Source organism: Reichenbachiella sp. MSK19-1, assembly GCF_003590315.1.
Taxonomy (GTDB): Bacteria; Bacteroidota; Bacteroidia; order Cytophagales; family Cyclobacteriaceae; genus Reichenbachiella; species Reichenbachiella agariperforans.
Genome location: NZ_MIER01000015.1, coordinates 363,645 through 381,356, shown reverse-complemented (window position 1 = coordinate 381,356; position 17,712 = coordinate 363,645). Strand labels below are relative to the sequence as shown.

General features: G+C 43.6%; 17 protein-coding genes and 4 tRNA genes. 10 read left to right on the top strand and 11 right to left on the bottom strand.

Annotated elements, in window-relative coordinates; genetic code table 11:
* Positions 1-18: 18 nt before the first annotated feature.
* Positions 19-1,188: an aspartyl protease family protein gene (locus BGP76_RS09880; RefSeq protein ID WP_119844543.1), complete on the top strand. Its 1,170-nt coding sequence runs from the start codon at positions 19-21 to the stop codon at positions 1,186-1,188.
* Between the two features lie 9 nt (positions 1,189-1,197).
* On the opposite strand, the gene BGP76_RS09875 is transcribed toward BGP76_RS09880, so the two are convergent.
* On the bottom strand, positions 1,198-2,382 hold the full coding sequence (locus tag BGP76_RS09875; RefSeq protein WP_119844542.1) for an aspartate aminotransferase family protein: 1,185 nt from the start codon (positions 2,380-2,382) through the stop codon (positions 1,198-1,200).
* Positions 2,383-2,495: 113 nt separating this feature from the next.
* On the opposite strand from BGP76_RS09875, the gene BGP76_RS09870 reads away from it, so the two are divergent.
* Together BGP76_RS09870 and BGP76_RS09865 are read left to right on the top strand one after the other, a co-directional pair.
* Positions 2,496-4,559 carry a carboxy terminal-processing peptidase gene (locus BGP76_RS09870; protein WP_119844541.1) on the top strand — a complete coding sequence of 688 codons (2,064 nt, stop codon included), beginning with the start codon at positions 2,496-2,498 and terminating at the stop codon, positions 4,557-4,559.
* 318 nt (positions 4,560-4,877) lie between these two features.
* Positions 4,878-5,303, top strand: coding sequence for a DUF302 domain-containing protein (locus tag BGP76_RS09865; RefSeq protein WP_158584215.1), 426 nt, complete (start codon positions 4,878-4,880; stop codon positions 5,301-5,303).
* A 299-nt stretch (positions 5,304-5,602) separates the two neighbouring features.
* Here BGP76_RS09865 and BGP76_RS09860 read toward each other — a convergent pair.
* The 7 genes from BGP76_RS09860 to BGP76_RS09830 all read right to left on the bottom strand — a co-directional run bounded on the left by BGP76_RS09860 (position 5,603) and on the right by BGP76_RS09830 (position 9,192).
* Positions 5,603-5,679: transfer RNA gene (locus BGP76_RS09860), tRNA-Pro, on the bottom strand.
* 97 nt (positions 5,680-5,776) lie between these two features.
* Positions 5,777-5,850: transfer RNA gene (locus BGP76_RS09855), tRNA-Pro, on the bottom strand.
* A gap of 36 nt (positions 5,851-5,886) precedes the next feature.
* Positions 5,887-5,960 (bottom strand) — tRNA-Arg (locus tag BGP76_RS09850).
* An 11-nt stretch (positions 5,961-5,971) separates the two neighbouring features.
* Positions 5,972-6,060: transfer RNA gene (locus BGP76_RS09845), tRNA-Ser, on the bottom strand.
* A 162-nt stretch (positions 6,061-6,222) separates the two neighbouring features.
* Positions 6,223-6,564 carry an arsenate reductase (glutaredoxin) gene (arsC, locus tag BGP76_RS09840; protein ID WP_073125546.1) on the bottom strand — a complete coding sequence of 114 codons (342 nt, stop codon included), beginning with the start codon at positions 6,562-6,564 and terminating at the stop codon, positions 6,223-6,225.
* Positions 6,557-7,906: a 1-acyl-sn-glycerol-3-phosphate acyltransferase gene (locus BGP76_RS09835; protein WP_119844539.1), complete on the bottom strand. Its 1,350-nt coding sequence runs from the start codon at positions 7,904-7,906 to the stop codon at positions 6,557-6,559. The genes arsC and BGP76_RS09835 overlap by 8 nt, the downstream gene beginning before the upstream one ends.
* Positions 7,903-9,192, bottom strand: a complete 1,290-nt coding sequence (locus BGP76_RS09830) for an MFS transporter (RefSeq protein WP_119844538.1) — start codon at positions 9,190-9,192, stop codon at positions 7,903-7,905. The genes BGP76_RS09835 and BGP76_RS09830 overlap by 4 nt, the downstream gene beginning before the upstream one ends.
* A gap of 124 nt (positions 9,193-9,316) precedes the next feature.
* Between BGP76_RS09830 and BGP76_RS20320 the strand changes: the two genes are divergently transcribed.
* Positions 9,317-9,478, top strand: a complete 162-nt coding sequence (locus BGP76_RS20320) for a hypothetical protein (protein WP_158584213.1) — start codon at positions 9,317-9,319, stop codon at positions 9,476-9,478.
* Positions 9,479-9,494: 16 nt separating this feature from the next.
* Here the strand turns inward: BGP76_RS20320 and BGP76_RS09825 are convergent, their stop codons facing one another.
* Genes BGP76_RS09825 through BGP76_RS09815 form a run of 3 tightly spaced genes read right to left on the bottom strand, consistent with a single transcriptional unit; the run spans position 9,495 to position 12,809 of the window.
* Positions 9,495-10,469, bottom strand: a complete 975-nt coding sequence (locus BGP76_RS09825; protein ID WP_119844537.1) for an alpha/beta hydrolase — start codon at positions 10,467-10,469, stop codon at positions 9,495-9,497.
* Complete coding sequence (locus BGP76_RS09820; RefSeq protein WP_119844536.1) at positions 10,466-11,119, bottom strand: alpha/beta hydrolase; 654 nt, start codon at positions 11,117-11,119, stop codon at positions 10,466-10,468. Before BGP76_RS09820 ends, BGP76_RS09825 begins: the two co-directional genes overlap by 4 nt.
* A 19-nt stretch (positions 11,120-11,138) precedes the next feature.
* A complete protein-coding gene (locus BGP76_RS09815) occupies positions 11,139-12,809 on the bottom strand; it encodes an NAD(P)/FAD-dependent oxidoreductase (protein ID WP_119844535.1) in 1,671 nt (556 codons plus the stop codon).
* Positions 12,810-12,984: 175 nt separating this feature from the next.
* On the opposite strand from BGP76_RS09815, the gene BGP76_RS09810 reads away from it, so the two are divergent.
* From BGP76_RS09810 to BGP76_RS09785, 6 genes are read left to right on the top strand one after another with little or no spacing between them, the layout of a single operon-like run.
* Positions 12,985-13,461, top strand: a complete 477-nt coding sequence (locus BGP76_RS09810) for a hypothetical protein (RefSeq protein WP_147407442.1) — start codon at positions 12,985-12,987, stop codon at positions 13,459-13,461.
* Between the two features lie 12 nt (positions 13,462-13,473).
* A complete protein-coding gene (locus BGP76_RS09805) occupies positions 13,474-14,376 on the top strand; it encodes a hypothetical protein (RefSeq protein WP_119844533.1) in 903 nt (300 codons plus the stop codon).
* Between the two features lie 7 nt (positions 14,377-14,383).
* On the top strand, positions 14,384-15,526 hold the full coding sequence (locus BGP76_RS09800; RefSeq protein ID WP_073125525.1) for a beta-ketoacyl-ACP synthase III: 1,143 nt from the start codon (positions 14,384-14,386) through the stop codon (positions 15,524-15,526).
* 22 nt (positions 15,527-15,548) lie between these two features.
* On the top strand, positions 15,549-15,950 hold the full coding sequence (locus BGP76_RS09795) for a hypothetical protein (protein WP_073125522.1): 402 nt from the start codon (positions 15,549-15,551) through the stop codon (positions 15,948-15,950).
* Positions 15,947-16,960, top strand: a complete 1,014-nt coding sequence (locus tag BGP76_RS09790) for a BtrH N-terminal domain-containing protein (RefSeq protein ID WP_185146844.1) — start codon at positions 15,947-15,949, stop codon at positions 16,958-16,960. Before BGP76_RS09795 ends, BGP76_RS09790 begins: the two co-directional genes overlap by 4 nt.
* Positions 16,960-17,712, top strand: coding sequence for an ABC transporter ATP-binding protein (locus tag BGP76_RS09785; RefSeq protein WP_073125518.1), 753 nt, complete (start codon positions 16,960-16,962; stop codon positions 17,710-17,712). Before BGP76_RS09790 ends, BGP76_RS09785 begins: the two co-directional genes overlap by 1 nt.

Below are 17,712 nucleotides of genomic sequence, written 5' to 3'. Positions count from 1 at the left end.
CGAAACTAAGAACTTAACATGAAAACGAAACTAGGATTGATTGTGGCCGCCATTTTGGTCGTTGCGAATGCATATGGGCAATCTCCCATCGCTAATATACCATTTGAACAATACGGTGATCATGCCTTTATACAGGTGAAGGTCAATGGATCAGATGATTTAGATTTTATTTTCGATACTGGAGATGGGTTAACTGTCCTGAATATCGAAAGAGCTAAGGAACTAGGGATGGCCTCTGGATCTACAGCGACGACTACCAGTGCCGAAGGGACGATTAGTGGTAAGCTCGTCAAACACAATGAGTTGACAATAGCCGGTGCACCGATACATAATGTACAAGTCTATGAGACAGATCTCACTCATCTTGAAATCAGCATAGGCAAGGACATAGATGGAATCATCGGGTACGATGTGCTCAAAAATTATGTAGTATCGATGGATTATGATGCGATGGAAATTAAACTTTATGATCCATCTTCATACAGCTATCAAGGGTTGGGAAAGAAGTTTAAAATCAATTTAACGTCATTCATTCCACATATTGAAGGAGAGGTGACGCTGCAGAATGGTGAAAAAGTCAAAGGAGAGTTTTTCGTAGACACGGGGGCTAAGGCGACTATAGATTTCAATACGCCATTTGTAGAAGATAATGATCTGGCATCTAAGGTAGGAGACAGTTACATCTATCTCGTAGCAGGTCTCGGAGAGAAAGAGTACGAGCACCATAGAGGAAAAGTGAAGGAATTTGCCTTTGCGGGGTATAGTTTTGAAGATATGCCAGTTGGACTTAGTCACGCCCAGAGTGGGATACAAAACCATAAAAAAGTGGCAGGTATCATGGGAAGTGGCCTATTGAGGAAATTCAACATCGTATATGATTACCATAGTAAGAGCATGTACTGGGAAAAAAATCAACACTTTGAGGAGTCTTTTCCTACCAACTGCTCTGGTATAGAGTTGCAACTGAGCAAGGATAAGTCTCAGGTGCTAGTTCACAAGGTGTTTGACAATAGCCCTGCATCAGCAGCTGATATTGATGCCAATTCGGTCATTACATCTGTGAACGGAGAAGATGCACTAGCATTAGGCTTGGCCGAACTGTCAGATGTGTTCTCTCAGCCAGGAGAGACGGTAACACTGGTGATCGATGGTGAAACCATAACACTAACACTCAAATCACTTCTGTAAAGGAAGTCACTAAGAAACTTCATCAATGGCCTGTAGTATAGCACTGCAGGCCATTTTTATTTCTCCTTTTTCTATCGTGAGTGGAGTAGCGATACGCATGGCATCATCACAGAATAGAAACCAGTCGGTGAGAAAACCTTTTTCGATGAGGTGATCGATGAGTGTTTTGAGGAAGTCAAAGGATTCAAATGCTACTGCTAGCATGAGTCCTTTGCCACGTACTTCTTTGATTTTGTCGTGAACGAGTAGTGACTTGAAAAGCTCACCTTTAGCATTGGCTTGCTCGATTAGGTTTGATTCCGTGAGGAAATTAACTGTTGCGAGTGCAGCGGCAGCACTCACTGGGTGTCCACCGAAGGTCGAGATGTGTCCCAGTATGGGGTCATGGGTGAGGCTGTGCATGATGTCCTTGGAGGAGATGAATGCACCGATAGGCATACCACCACCGAGTCCTTTGGCAGATAGCAGGATGTCTGGTGCTGCATCTAACTGCTCGAATGCCCAGAATGTGCCACTACGCCCTACACCGCATTGTACCTCGTCATAGATTAGAAGACATCCCATTTCATCACATCGTTTGCGTAGCGCTTTGAAGTAGTCTGGACTAGCGATTCGTACGCCTGCTTCTCCTTGTATAGGTTCGATGATGACCGCTGCGGTGCGCTCATCTATTGTCTCTAGGTAAGCTTCATCTCCAAATGCAATATGATAAACTTCAGGCGTGAGTGGCCTGAAAGGGGTTTTGAGGGACTCGTTACCTCCAGCAGCCAATGCGCCAGAAGTCGATCCGTGGTAGGCGTTGATGCAGGATACGATTTTGGGTCTCCCAGTATATCGCTTGGCGAGTTTGAGAGCTCCTTCCGTTGCCTCACTTCCGGAGTTGACCAGAAAAACATTGTTGAGGTGGTCAGGTAGCGTATCGCAGAGTGCCTTGGCTAGTTGAACTTGTGGCGCCTCGACGAATTCACCATAGACCATGAGATGTAGATATTTGTCAGTTTGCTCCCTAATGGCCGATAGGACAGCAGGGTGGCGATGACCAATACTACTCACGCCAATGCCTGAGATCAGATCCATATAGGACTTCCCATTTTTGTCGTACATGTAGAGACCTTCTGCCTTTTCTATCTCTAATCCTAATGGGAATTCAGAGGTTTGGCCTAGATGTTGCGAGAAGAGTTGTCTGTTGTTCATATGGGAAGGGTTATTGCTGAGGTGTTAATAAATGCCAAAATTAAACCAAATACTGAGTATTTTACGTTGTTAATTTTCATATTTACTATTTACGAAATCCAAAACTAGACAGGATGATATTGAAGGATCATAGAAAAAGTTTGTTGTTATTACTATTCGTATTCCAAGTGTTTGTCTCGCAGGCCATTACTGTGGGCGATACGTTGGCGGTTTTAGAGCCAGCACCTAAGCACTGGAAGGAGACCTATCTCATCAACAACTTACTTAGCAAGAATCACTACCGAAAGATGGAACTGAACGATTCGTTATCGTCGGTCATCTTCAATGATTTTCTAGAGTCGCTCGATTTTAATAAGTCTTATTTTCTGCAAGCAGACATAGATTACTTCAGTAAGTACGAGTATGAACTTGATGATTATATCAAAAAAGGAAATGTTGATGTAGCGTTTCAGATATTCAGAATCTTTAGAGAGCGAGCCAACACACGGATCGATTATGTGGGTGACCTCTTGGCGGCTGGATTTGATTATTCAATAGAAGAATCTCTCAATATCGACGATGAGGATGTAGAGTGGGCGTCTTCTAATGACGAAATCAATGAACGATGGAGAAAGATCATTAAGAGTCAAGCACTGAGTCTCAAACTCGCTGGCAAGACGGACGAGGAGATCGTAGAGTCGCTCACCAAAAGATACAAACGTTACCGCAAAGGGATCAATCAGTATAATTCTGACGATGTCTTTCAGTTCTATATGAATGCATATTCAGGTGCGTATGATCCCCATACCAATTATTTTTCACCAATCTCTTCAGAGAATTTCAACATCTCAATGAGTTTGTCGCTCGAAGGGATAGGAGCTAGGCTGACCCAGAGTATGGACTATACAGTAGTCAACGAAGTGGTCGCTGGGGGTCCTGCCTACAAGAGTAAGTTGCTGCACAAGGATGATAAAATCATCGGCGTGGCACAAGGGGATGAAAATGCTTTTGTAGATGTGATAGGTTGGAGATTGCAGGACGTAGTACATCTGATTAGAGGAAAGAAAGGAACCGTGGTACGTTTGCAAGTCTTGAAATTCGACGAAGCAGCAGGAGCGATTCCTAGGGAAATAAGACTGGTCCGTGACAAAATCAAGCTAGAGGAGCAGTCTGCTAAGTCGGAGATTATGCCGATCTATAATGGATCAAAAATGTATAACCTCGGCGTGATTACGCTACCGAGCTTTTACATCAATTTTGAAGAAGCCCGTCAGGGGATAGAAGATTATAAAAGTACGACACGTGATGTGAAACTGATTATCGAAGACCTCAAAGCACAAAACGTGGATGGGATATTGATCGATCTGCGTTACAATGGTGGAGGGTCGCTCAAAGAAGCCATTGACCTCACAGGGTTATTCATCGATCAAGGACCAGTGGTCCAAGTGAGGAACTCTGATGGTACAGTGGATGTCAAACGTGACGAAGATATACGTGTGCAATATGATGGGCCTTTGGCTGTCATGATCAACCGTTTCTCTGCTTCTGCTTCAGAGATTTTTAGCGGAGCGATCCAGGATTACAAAAGAGGGGTCATCGTAGGAGAGACTTCATTCGGTAAAGGAACGGTGCAGAATCTGATCGACTTAAACCGAATGTTTCCCAACGATACCGAGCAAATGGGGCAGCTGAAATTGACGCTGGCGAAGTTTTATAGAGTGAGCGGTAGTAGTACACAGAATATTGGGGTGACACCTGATATTGGATTCCCGTCTGGGTTCGAAGCGGCCAAGTTTGGGGAGAGTTCAAGACCTAATTCACTGCCTTGGGATCAGATCGCCTCATCATATTATCGTCCTACCAATAGCATATCGCCACAGTTGATTAGACACCTTGAGGATATCTATCAGACGGATTTGAAAACAGATGTGGATTTGCAATATCTCAAGGAGGATGTGAAAAGACTTAAGGAGCAGCAGGATGATGATGTCATGTCGCTCAACTATGATGAACGAAAAGCGGAAATCGACGAAGATGAAGCGCGTAAAACGAATAGAGAAGCACTGGCTGAGTCAGGTGGCTCGATCGGAAAAGAGCTAACGACTGCCGAAGAGGATCAGAAAAAATTGACCGAAGACCCTTATCTAAAAGAAGGACTCAAACTACTGGCAGAAGTAGTGAGTCAGGAAACGAAATAATCGTATACCGAAGAGATCGAAAGGCTGCATTATGAGTTTTAAACACTCATAATGCAGCCTTTCGTGTGTTAGAGCCTTCTCTTAGTGGTGTTGTTTTAGAGGGGGTAGAGTAGGGTAGAGTTGATTTTTAATCCATTATTTATCCGTGTTCATCGAAAAAAGTAAAATAATTGGAATTTATGCTGAGGTTGAGTGGATAAAATGAATAATTTTGAATTGTATTATTCACTGTTTGAAGATATACTAACCGACGCTTTGAGAAAATATAATTGTACTTTGAGGAGATTGATGTCCCCGATTAATAAAATAGTAGTGTGTTTGACGCTTTTGTTGGGTCTCTCTCATCTCTCCATGGGGCAAGATCCTACCATCTATGTCAGTCCCTTTGATGTAGAAGAGACACTTTCCAAAATTCATGTCAGCCTAGACGCGAACCATCACAAGTATATACATACCAGTATGTTTGAAGCGGATTCTCTTGGGGCGGGAGAATTTAAGGGTAGAGTGCATGTAGTGGATTTTATGATGAAGGATGTGGAGGCACTCATTGCGTGTGAACCCACAGTCGCTTTTGATTTGCCGCTTAAGATATTGGTTTGGTCTGAGGAATCGGATGTGTATTTGGCCTATGTTAATCCATTTATTATCAAACGACGCTACTTTATCAACGGGTGTGATGAGTATCTATCAGCCTACAACAAGGCGATGATCCGCATCGTCAATGATGCCATCAGGACGCAGTAGGCTGGACAGATGTTATGTCCTTAACTGACCATAGTCCTTGTCCTTAGTTGGACACAGTCTCTGTCCTTCGGGTCAGTCGGTATTTCTGGGGATAAAAATCAATATTCGACATTCATTATTCCAATCATTCAAATTAACCTCAAAGACTCGAAATTCGTGATTGTTTTATAAAAAAAAACAATCACGAATTTCGAACAATGAATCTTGAATAACGAAGTGATTCCTTTTCTTGCCCCTGTCCCAAGAAAATTGTGTAATTGTATTTAAAAAAAGCTCAGCATTTGCTGAGCTTTTTGTTTTGGTCGGGATGACAGGATTTGAACCTGCGACCCCTCGCCCCCCAGGCGAGTACTCTACCGGACTGAGCCACATCCCGAAATGTGTTGATGGGTTTGTAAATCTAAAACCGATGGAGTGAAATCTACAAACAAAATTGAAAAAGAAAAGCCACTCTCTTGAGTGGCTTTTCAAAGTCGGGATACCAGGATTCGAACCTGGGACCCCCTGGTCCCAAACCAGGTGCGCTACCGGACTGCGCCACATCCCGAATTGTTATTGTCTCCGGTAATTCGACAATTTTTTGTGATCCGCTCAGGACTCGAACCTGAAACCTACTGCTTAGAAGGCAGTTGCTCTATCCAGTTGAGCTAGCAGACCTTAGTTTCTTGCGGAGAGAGGGGGATTCGAACCCCCGGAACGGTTTAACCCGTTCGCATGTTTAGCAAACATGTGGTTTCAGCCACTCACCCACCTCTCCGGGATAAAAAATCATCCTCATTTCCTTGAGGCTTTATCTACCCCTCAAAAACGAGATGCAAATATAGCATAAGATTTAAGAGAACTGCAAAGTCGAAATGAAAAATAGACTAAAAATATTGTGATTATTTTCTAAGCCTTTGATTACGTTTGTTTTAGTGAATCAAATAATTTCAAGGACCTTTTCTGGAGGTCTACCGATCACAGCTTTTCCGTTTTTGATGATGATGGGACGCTCGATTAATTTGGGATTGGCGACCATGATATCAATCCATTCTGGATCACTATGGCGTTGTTTTTTGTACTGTTCTTTGTAGATGCTTTCTCCTTTTCTCAGCAGGTCTTCTGCTTTGATTCCTAGCATAGAGATGATCTCAGATAATTCGGCGTGCGTCGGAGGCGTTTTGAGGTATTCAATGATTTCTAAGTCTTCCTGTCTTTCTTCGAGTATGCTCAGTGTGTTTCTACTCTTTTGACATCTGGGGTTGTGGTATATTTTAGTCATGGTGATTTAGTCTATCGAGATACATTTGTTTGGCATTGTCTAGTTGGTGTGTGACACTTGTTTTCAGAAGCTTGAGGTTGCGCAGTTGCTCTTTTTTGGAACTACTTAACAGCACGCTCATATAGTGTCTCATCCTTTTGGCAAATTTATAATAATGCAGGGCATATATACCAAATAAAGGAAAAGCGATAAAGCAGAGTGTGGCTTGTTCCCAGTGGAGTGTGAGGTAGTGTCTCAGGATCCAAGTGAGTAGTGTATAGTAGAGCGGAAAGGTGATCATGCCTAGTACCATAGTGATAGAGGCATGGTATTCTCTCTCTTGAGAGATTTTGCGCGCCAACCAACTGGGGAGTTGAAAAGGGAGATAATTCCCGGCCAGACCCATGACAAAGAGTGGGCTTGCCAGTATGAGGTAAAGCGACTTGAGAACAGTCATGATCCAGAGTCCGACATAGCTTTTGTCAAAGTTGCTCTTGGATTTAACCTGAGTAGAAAGCTCGTCTAATGCTTCTACCTTTTGCTTTAGTTCTTGGTATTGGGTGGGTACGTGGAGATGAAAGAAGCGTATGGCGTGTGCGATTTCTTGATTGATGACAAAGTCTTCATGATCGTTTTTTGCATCTAGCTCTTCTTTTAGTTGTGGTTTGTAGAGCTTCTTGATTTTGTAGAATAGTGCTTCTTGCTCTGCATTTTCTGTATGGATCGTCAGGGTTTCCATCTTGATGCGCAGTTCGTTGGTGAGCTGTTGTACGGTGGCTATTTCGTTCTGCTGATATTCGCTGCGATAGTTTTGGAGGCTGATGGGTTCGCCTATATTGATATGGACTTTACTGCGAAACTGCGTGGGGTGGTTGTAGTAAATCCCGACAGGTAGGATTTTGACCCCCAGCCCAAAAGCTCTGCGTGCCTCTGCTCCGAATCCAATACGTACGCCACCAGTTTTTATTTTACGAAGTTTGAGTTCGTGTACGCTGGTACCTTCTGGGAATATGACGAGCGTATTGTTTTGCTCTAAATAGTCGTAGCATGCGCGAAAGCTGTCTTGGTTGTCTATCTCCTGACCTGCTTTGACGTCTTGCTGACGATAGACGGGGATGACATGGAAGTAGTCGAAGACTCGGTTGATTACCGCATGGACGAAGATGGAGGCATTCGCCAAAAAACCAACCTTTTGCTTGAAAATGATCGCGAGTAGCAGCGGGTCCATCAGTGTATTGGGATGGTTGGACATGATGATCAACGGGCCGTCAGAGATGGATACTGACGGCCTGCTGATGGCTACTTTCTTGTAAAATATGTGAATAGCTATCCTGAGAATGAATCGAAGGATGCGATAGATCAATCTTCTTTGGACTGAAGTTTAGTAAAGAACAGAATCAAAAGCCCAATACCGAAAAATAGTGTCATAAACAGAATAGAATTACGCATTGTACCCGTGAGACTCAGTATGGCTCCATAGGTCAGCGTACCGAGTACGATGGCGATTTTTTCAGTCACATCGTAGAAACTGAAATAGGAAGCCGTGTCTTTGGTGCCCTCAGGGATCAATTTAGAGTAGGTGGATCGGGAGATGGACTGGATACCTCCCATGACGAGTCCAAGTACGGCAGCTAGTCCATAAAAGGACGTTTTATCTTGAATCATATAGGCCATGATACATATCCCAATCCAGATAATAATGGCGAGCATGATCGATGTTTTGTTACCTTTTAGGATGGATATCCATGCAAATAAATAAGCACCACCGATAGCAACGAGTTGAATGATCAAGATCACGATGATCATCTCGACGGACTCCATACCGATCTCTTTTGCTGCAAAGAGCGGGGCAAGTAGCATGACAGACTGAACCCCCATGCTGTAAAAAAAGAACGAACTGAGATAACGCAGTGCACTGGCACGTTCTTTTAGACTGGTGAATACCTTTTGTAATTCACGAAATCCTGCACTGAGGACTTGCGAAGTTATTTTGTTTTTGGTAGGTCTGTCTTCGAGTCTCGCAAAGGCGATGTGCGCAAAACCGAACCACCAAAGCCCGACTAGTAGGAAAACAAATTGGGTGGCGCTACCTGCTCCATCGAACCCAAAAGTCTCAGGCATCTGCACCAGTACCAAACTCACGATGAGGAGCAGTACACTGCCAATATAACCCATAGAAAACCCTTTGGCGCTCACGGCATCCATTTTGGACTCAGAGGCGATCTCTGGCAAGAAGGCATTGTAGAATACGACCGATGAGGCATAGCCTATGCTCGCTGTAATGGCGAGTAGAATACCGATCTCGATATTGGCACCATCGAAGAAGAACAGTCCCATACAAGCGAGTGATCCTAAATAGGTGAAGAATCGCATGTAGGATTTTTTAGCACCGCGATAGTCAGCGATCCCAGAGAGGACTGGGTAAAGGATAACCGCAATCAAAAATGAAAAGGAAATAGCATAAGAATATAGGACTGAACTGTCTATTTCTATCCCGAAAAATGTTACCAAGTCACCACCGAAGGCTGCCTGCGTGGCATTGGTGTAGTAGATCGGAAATATGGCAGTGGTCACGATAAGGTTGTACACCGAGTTGGCCCAGTCATAGGAGCACCATGCGTTGATGGTTTTTTTGTCATCTAGAATCATGGCGACAAGATATTTAATTTTGGATTCAAACGGGAGTAGTGAATTTTAATTCTAAATTAAAACTAGCCGAATATGGATTTTCTTAATTTGTCGTTAATATTGAGCCTCAAAAACAGCAGCTACAATGAGCAGTCAAACTAGATCTACATTAAAACTCATCGCCATTATTTTGGTGATTTTCATGGTACTCATGCAACTCAACTTGGTCATCATTCCAGCGTTGGCGGTGTATAAGTTTTGGGTGATGGTAGGAGCCTTTATATTGTTATTGGTAGCTTCTTCCTAAAATAGATGTCCACTTGTTACGACTGGTAGTGTCGTTTGACGAATTCTACAATCCAGTTTTGCACACTGTCCTTTTGACTTTTTGAAGCACCTCTAAAGGCATGTCCCACCCCTTTGAGTTCGTGAAACTCATGACCGATTTCTAACGCTTCGAATTTTTGACGTAGTGCATCGGATTGGCCATAGGGTACGATCAGATCGCTATCTCCTTGGATGATCAATGTCGGAGGTACTTCTTGAGCGATTCGCCTTAGTGGAGAATAGGTGTTCATGAAGTCTTGTGCACGTATGCTGTCTTTCCGAGGATTAAATCCACAGACTTGCTCGGTCAGGTTGAGGGTTCTCACGATGGTATTCGGGACACTTTCCATGACGGAGTTGAGGCTATCCATCGTTTGGTATTCGTAGAGCAAACCTAGATCAGTAGGGCCATACACGTCGATCACGTAGTGGATCGCTGGGATGCTATCTCCCACCTCAAAATCTTCCATCTGACTATAGGCGGTCATCATGGCGATGTGTGCTCCAGCAGACTCTCCGAATAGACCTATGTTGTTGATGTCAAGCTGGTACTCGTCTGCATGTTGCTTCACCCAGTGTAGCGCATCATAGGCGTCTATAATGCATCGAGGAAAAGGGGATTGGTCTCCATCAGCGAGCGTGTACTCTGGCGTGATGATGGTGTATCCATTCTGGCGTAGATTGTTGATGGCGTCATTATAGCGGTTGACATTGATGGCTTCTTTTCGTCCTGTTACCCATGCCCCTCCGTGAAAGTAGAGGAGAACGGGGCTCTTAGTATAGCTATTTTGGGTAGGTCGGTAGATATCTAGATAGCGTCCTTCTTTGTAGAGGATCTGATATAGTACTTCTCCGTTAAGGATCGGAGGATCATTTGAAACGAAAAATGTCCCTAGCCCTACTGTAATTAGAAGTAGCAGCGCAGTGATGGAGAGGACGATACGTGTGGCTTTTTTCTTAACGATTGTCATAGGTTATGCTCTTGCGTATTCAATACGTTTTTAATCAATAAATTGATGTCTGATGCTCGGTCTATGATCATAGCATGTCCTGTGTTTTCTAGTGTGAGTACATCTGGGCGTTTAGGACAGGAGATCACTAGATCATCTGCCCCATGTATCATGACTATCTCAGGTCGGAGGGTTGTGTTTTTCCAATTAGCAATTTGATGTACTGCCCATTGTGCAAAAGACCTATCACTGTCTTTTAAGATTTCGAACAGCAACGGTTTGTTTTTTGGTAGGATTCCGAAAATTTTCGCGACATGTTCTGGTTTGGGATTGAAGAATGAAGTAGGTAGGAGCGGGAAAAGTCCAGTTCTACCAACTAGGCGAAAGATGGTATTGAGGTCACGACGTGTCTGTGCGGATGATATTAGAAAGACTTTTTGGGGTTTGAGGAAATCACAAATTTCTGTAGCGATCATCCCTCCGAAACTCACACCGATTAGTACAAAGGGTTCGGACTGATCTATCCGCTCCGCAAGGCGTTTAGCATAAGCACCTAACGTCTCTCTATTCTTTGGTTTTATCCATGATAGATGAATCGTTTCATAGCCTATGTCTAATTTTTGAAAAACGCGCTCATCAGCCCCCAGACCACTGATAGTGTATGCTTTCATGTGTTTTTGGGCTTAATGATTAGACAGTTGCTTCTTTGTAAAACCACATAGACGCAACATCTTTCCGAATATTAGCATCTGGCAGTAGCCCGTTTTCTGGTGCGGTATTGACCTGATTCAAATCCATGCTATATGGGTCTACTGGCATATCTAATGGTGTCTGATGCACATAGTGACTGACCTGTCTAAATAGTTCTGCGGCTAGATATTCTACTTGCGTGACGTTGGTGTTGATTTGATTTAGTAGCGCCTTTGTTTCATGTTGGATTTCGAGACCATGGTGAAAGCGTCTCAGGCACTGTAGATCAAAAGGATCGACGTAGATGTCTGAGAGATCTCCTTTGTCATGGGGTCTCCAAGCGATAAACAAATCTTGAACCTTCTGATTGAGAATGCCCATTTTCCTTCCCAAACTATCTTCACTCGCAAAGAGAGCTTTGAGGACTCTTAGGTTCGTATACCCTTTGTTGGTGAAGATGAGTGTGAAAAAGGACCAGTAGATGGCCCAGTCCCAGAAGATTTTGGTAATCATGATTTGGCTGTTGCCCATGAGCTGGTATTTGTCCAAGTAGGTAGGTATCCATTGTTCGAAAATACCAAAGTGTGTTTTTTCATAGACGTCTGCATGGATGAAAATGGATTCTCCAGCTAGGTCTTTGGTGACTAGGTCGGTTATCCAACTGTTGTTCATTGCGATGAAATCCGTACCAGGTGAGTAGAGCGGGTCTAGGAATACACCTGAGTCGCCTGTTACAGCCCAACGATCCTCCGAGTAGATTTTACCACTGTGGTGCGAGTAGTGCTTTAGGAATAGGAAATCCAGAACATCCTCTTGGCGTGAGCCTATTTTCTCAAATGCTTGTGGTTCATTTTTTCGTATCCACTCAAAGGCTTTTTCTTTTGTGTTGAAATCGGTGAAATCATGAAACCGTGGGTCAGCGACTATTCCTACACTGGTGTTGCCAGAGGATAATGGGATGAACCAAAGCCAGTACCCAGTATCCATGAGGTGTACCGTGCCTAGCCGTCTGAGACCAGGTTCGAGGTGATCCGTCCAGTCTGGATTCTTGGACCACTGGTGTACATCTATTTCTCCTTTGATTCTAAACCATGCAGCGTTGATGTTGTGTTCGACAGGTTTTTGGAAATCCATCTGGCGTTTGAGTACCGCACCACGACCAGTGCAATCGATGACCCAACGTGCCTGTGCTGTTTGTGATTCACCGTTGCACAGGTAGGTAACGGTATGTAACTCTTTACCAAATTCGACTTCTTTGACACGAGCACCTGTTTTGAGTTCTGTGCCTCCGAGTTTGCTGCGACGGATGAGTTCGTTTTCGAAACTACCTCTGTCCAACTGGTGACTAGGGATGGGGAGGCGTTTTCTTGGGCCTAGTTCGGCACGTCTTTCGATGTTGTCTTTGTGTTTGGGAGAAAAGAAAAACCTGAGACCGTGCTTGGGGAGTTGTTCAGCATCCAAGTAGTCTTTGAGGTTGAGAACCTCCCGTAGGTAGTAGGTACCGAGTTCTACGGTAGATTCACCGACTTTGTGGGCAGCAGTCGGCGCTTCACTTTTTCTCTGCTCTAGCATGAGGATCTTGATCTCTGGATTTTCTTTTTGTAATTGGAGCGAAAGGGTTAGTCCAGCCAACCCGCCCCCCATGAGTATCACATCGTATCTGTCGTCCATAAATGTATAAGTCGTAGGTGTTGCAATAGTCTAATGATGACTATTTGCCGATAAATTTAGATTAACTAAAATGATCTGAGGCGATAATTTTTATTTTGTCGATTATATTGCAAGAATTTGTTAGCTAGACACAACGTAGAGCTGAACAACAAAACAACCCAGATATCTAAGCTCAATGAAAATTCTACTTGTTATTTTCGCTACTTCGATGTTGATTAGTACACCAGTTCGTATTGATTCGAAGATCGTGTACAAAGCCCTGTCGGGAGATTCTATGGAGCTCGTGACCACTGCTCTGGCTAAGCTGGAAAAAGAATCTGAAAGTGCTGAGGTTCGAGCTTATACAGGTGCATTACTGACCAAAAAGGCATCTTTCGTAAAAGGAGTAGCGGATAAAGTGAAAGCTTTTAAAGAAGGAGCGACCATGCTCGAAGAAGAGATAGAAGCAGATGGAGCTAATATTGAATTTCGATTTTTGCGTCTCGCGGTTCAAGAGAAAAGTCCTGGTATTCTAGGTTATAAGGACAATATGGATGAAGATAAAAAAATGATATTGGAGAATTATTCTGATCTCTCAGCGTCTCTGCGCAAGCAAATCGCGAATTATGCACAAAGTTCAGAATTTATGCCGTCATCAGAACTTCCTAAATAGCAACTAACCTGCATGAAGAAAATTTTAGCAATCAACTACTCCCAGACGGGGCAGCTTGATGAGATTTTAGACAAAATGTTCGAGCCATTTGACGCTATATCCGTAGAGCGAGTCAAAATAGAGATGGTCGAGCCGTATGCTTTTCCATGGACGAGCGAGAGATTTTTTGACGTATTCCCTGAGTCTGTCATGGAGATTCCACTACGTGTAGCCCCTTTTGTGACTTCACAGGAGAATTATGATCTGGTGGTACTGGGGTACCAGCCTTGGTTTTTGTCTCCGTCTATCCCGACGACTTCTCTACTGATGGATGATCATTTTCGAGCGTTGGTCAAGGGTAAACCTGTAGTCACAGTGATCGGAGCGCGTAATATGTGGCTCAACTCGCAGGAAAGTGTAAAGGCCATGCTCAAAACTGCGGGGGCACGTCTCGTGGGTAACATTCCGCTGATAGATCGATCAGACAACCTAGCTAGTGTTGTGTCGATCCTACACTGGATGCTCAAAGGAAAGAAGACAAAGCCTTACGGTATATTTCCTAAACCAGGAGTCAACGACGAAGATATCATGTCTGCGGACGAGTTTGGAGAGATGATAAAGCGCACTTGGGACAAGGGAAACTACGAAGATTTGCAGTTAAATCTGCTGTCTCTAGGCAAGGTGAAAGTACCTACCAATATCCTGTTCATCGAACAGCGTGCGAAGAAGTTATTTAGAATTTGGGCTAATATCGTCCAGAAAAAAGGAACGACACCCGAGAAAAGAAGAAAGTGGTTGGTGGTATTTAAGTACTACCTGATCTTTGCTTTGTTTGTGGTTTCTCCAGTTGTATTGGTGATATTTAATTTAATTTTAAGACCACTGACCTTAGGGGCGATTAAAAAGAAAAAAGAGTATTATTGTGGGGTTAACTGACTAGAAGATGCCGGAAGTTTATATTACAAGAACGTCAAGTTTTTTGCCAAATGATCTAATCAGCAATGAGGAGATGGAAGATTATTTGGGATACGTCAATGGTGCTAAATCACGTTCTAAAGCCATTGTATTAAGGAATAATAAGATCAAAGGAAGACACTATGCGATCAAGAAGAATGGGGAAGCTACCCATACCAATTCGCAGATGGTATCACTAGCGATCAAGAAACTGTTTGATAAAAGCCCTGAAGAAATCAGGGAGGTTGATTTGTTGACCTGTGGTACATCCACGCCTGATCAGATGATGCCTTCGCATGCTGTAATGGTACACGGCTGGCTACCCGAAATGGAGTCTATCGAGGTGGTATCTCCTTCGGGTGTATGCTGCTCCGGGATGCATGCCTTCAAATACGCATATATGTCTATCAAAGTAGGCGACAAAAAGAAGGCTATTACGACTGGATCGGAGAGACTGTCACGAATATTAAGGTCGGAGCAGTTCGAGGACGAAGTACGTCATTTGGAAGCCCTGGAGCAGAACCCGATGGTGGCTTTTCAGAAGGACTTTTTGCGTTGGATGCTCTCTGATGGTGCAGCTACTTTTCTTCTAGAAGACCAGCCTACTCCTGATGGTATAAGCTTAAAGGTTGAGTGGATCGATGGTATATCCTATGCCAACAGAGAGGAGGCCTGTATGTACATGGCGTCTGAAAAAATGGAAGATGGCTCGCTCAAAAGTTACATGGACTATGCGCCAGATGATATCATGAAGGAGTCGATTTTGACTATCAAGCAAGATACTCGTCTGCTGGACAAAAATATCGTGAGTCTGGGTTTCAATCACCTGATCAAAATACTAAAAGAGAAAGGACAAAATGTGGAGGAGGTGGATTACTTTTTGCCACACCTGTCGAGTTTTTTCTTTGAGGACAAAATCGCAGATATTCTAGAGTCTAATGGTATGGGAATTCCCAAAGAGAAATGGTTTACCAACCTAGATAGCAAAGGCAATGTGGGGGCAGGTTCTATTTACCTAATGGTCGATGAGCTGATGAATAGTGGTAAGCTCAAGAAGGGGGAGAAAATTCTTTTGGCTGTCCCCGAAAGTTCAAGATTCTCTTATGTGTTCTGCTACTTGACTGTTTGCTAATACTACTATAAAACCCAACCTGATGAAGAAAAAAGACATCCCTCAAGACGAAAGTGCTCTCAAGAATGTACTGAGGGAAGTAGTCTATGCCAAAGACGAAGATGGGAAATATACTTCAGCCTTGAGCCAAGGATGGGATGTTAAGAAGGACGCTCTGGACAATGCCTGGGACGATGTAAATGAAAAGATAGAGGAAGCGAAACAGGCAGTGCTGAGCGGAGAGAAAAGTCCCGTTTATTACTTCAAAGAAAAGACGTTGATGGACATGCCGACGATAACTGGCTATACAGGTTTTTGGGCTATCACGATCAAGAGACATTTCAAACCCTCAGTATTCAAAAAACTAAGTGACCATAAGCTGGAGAAATATGCCAAGGCTTTTGACATCACTATCGAAGAATTAAAATCCCCTGACCTATCGTGATCAACGAATTTAACCACATACAATCCGCCCACTGTGAAAACGGTGTGACGACCAGTCTGCTCAAACACCATGGTGTAGATTTTATCAATGAGCCTCTTGCTTTTGGGATAGGGTCGGGATTGTTCTATATCCACATCCCTTTCATGCAAGTGAATGGTGGGCCAGCGATATCGTTTAGGACTATGCCAGGGGCGATTTTTCAGCGAACCGCCAAAGCATTGAATGTCAAAGTGAAACGAAAAAAATTCAGGTCAGAAGAGGCGGCGGATGATTACCTCCGTGCTTTGATTGATAGTGGCGTGCCAGTTGGCTGTCAGGTAGGCGTATTTCATCTGCCTTACTTTCCCAAGGAATATCGATTTCACTTCAATGCACATAACCTCATCATCTATGGTTATGAGAACGGTGAATATCTTGTGAGCGATCCAGTGATGGAGGGGACGAATAGACTGACAGTAGAGGAGCTCAACAAGGTTCGTTTTGCCAAAGGAGCATTGGCGCCTAGTGGGCATGTGTATTATCCAGAGGCGTTTGGAGAGATCAGCGAGGAAAGACTCAAAAAAGCCGTGATCAGCGGCATCAAAAGAAATGTGCGGGACATGCTCAAAATACCTGGGAGTATAGCTGGCGTGTCAGGTATTAAATACACCGCAGGAAAAGTGCGTAAGTGGCGCGATAAATTAGGCGTGCGAAAAGCAGGTTTATATCTCGGTCAGATCGTACGAATGCAGGAAGAAATAGGCACAGGAGGAGGAGGCTTTCGTTTCATCTACGGAGCATTCTTAGAGCAGGCGGCTGGGATATTGAACAATGATGAATTAATGCGAATCTCTGAAGATATCACAGCTGCTGGAGATATGTGGCGTAGCACCGCTGTGCAAATGGCAGGTGTGTACAAAGGGCGGATCACCGAGCAAAAGGACTTTGATCAGACAGCTGACATGATGATAGATATCTATCACAAAGAGAAAGCGACTTTTGAGTCGCTCAGCAAAATCAAATTAAAATAATGTCAGAAATCTCACATGTCGATATCTTAGATATGCACAAACGCTATCCAGGAGCGATGGAGGATAGCCTGAGTCAAATCAATATGAAGATTCCGGCAGGAAGGAAGTTTGGCTTGCTGGGACCAAATGGAGCTGGTAAGACAAGTTTGATTTCCATCATGTGTGGTTTTTTAGAACCTTCTTCAGGTTCTGTGACTTATTATACAAAAGATAAGCGTGAGTTGGAAGGGAGAGCATTGAAAAATGTCATTGGGTTTGTCCCTCAAGAATATGCTTTGTATGGCGAGCTATCCCCCCGACAAAATCTAGAATACTTTGGTGCGCTGTATAACATGCGCAAAGGGGAGATTAACAAAAGAAGTGAGGAGTTACTGGTTATTTTAGGACTATCAGAGGTCGCTGATAAACCATGTGGTAGCTTCTCTGGTGGGATGAAACGCCGCGTTAACTTGGCAATAGGGATTATTCATAGTCCGAAAATACTGTTTTTGGATGAACCTACTGTAGGGGTCGATGTACAAAGTAAACATGCTATCATTCGTTTTTTGAATCAACTTAATATAGAAGGGACGACCATTATCTATACTTCCCATCACATGAATGAAGCACAGGAATTTTGTGATGAATTGGCGCTGATAGATCATGGTAAAGTGATGGCGAAGGGAATGACGACTGATTTGTTAGCACAACATGGGACGGATGATTTGCATACGCTGTTTATCAACCTGACTGGAGAGGAGTATCGAAACTAA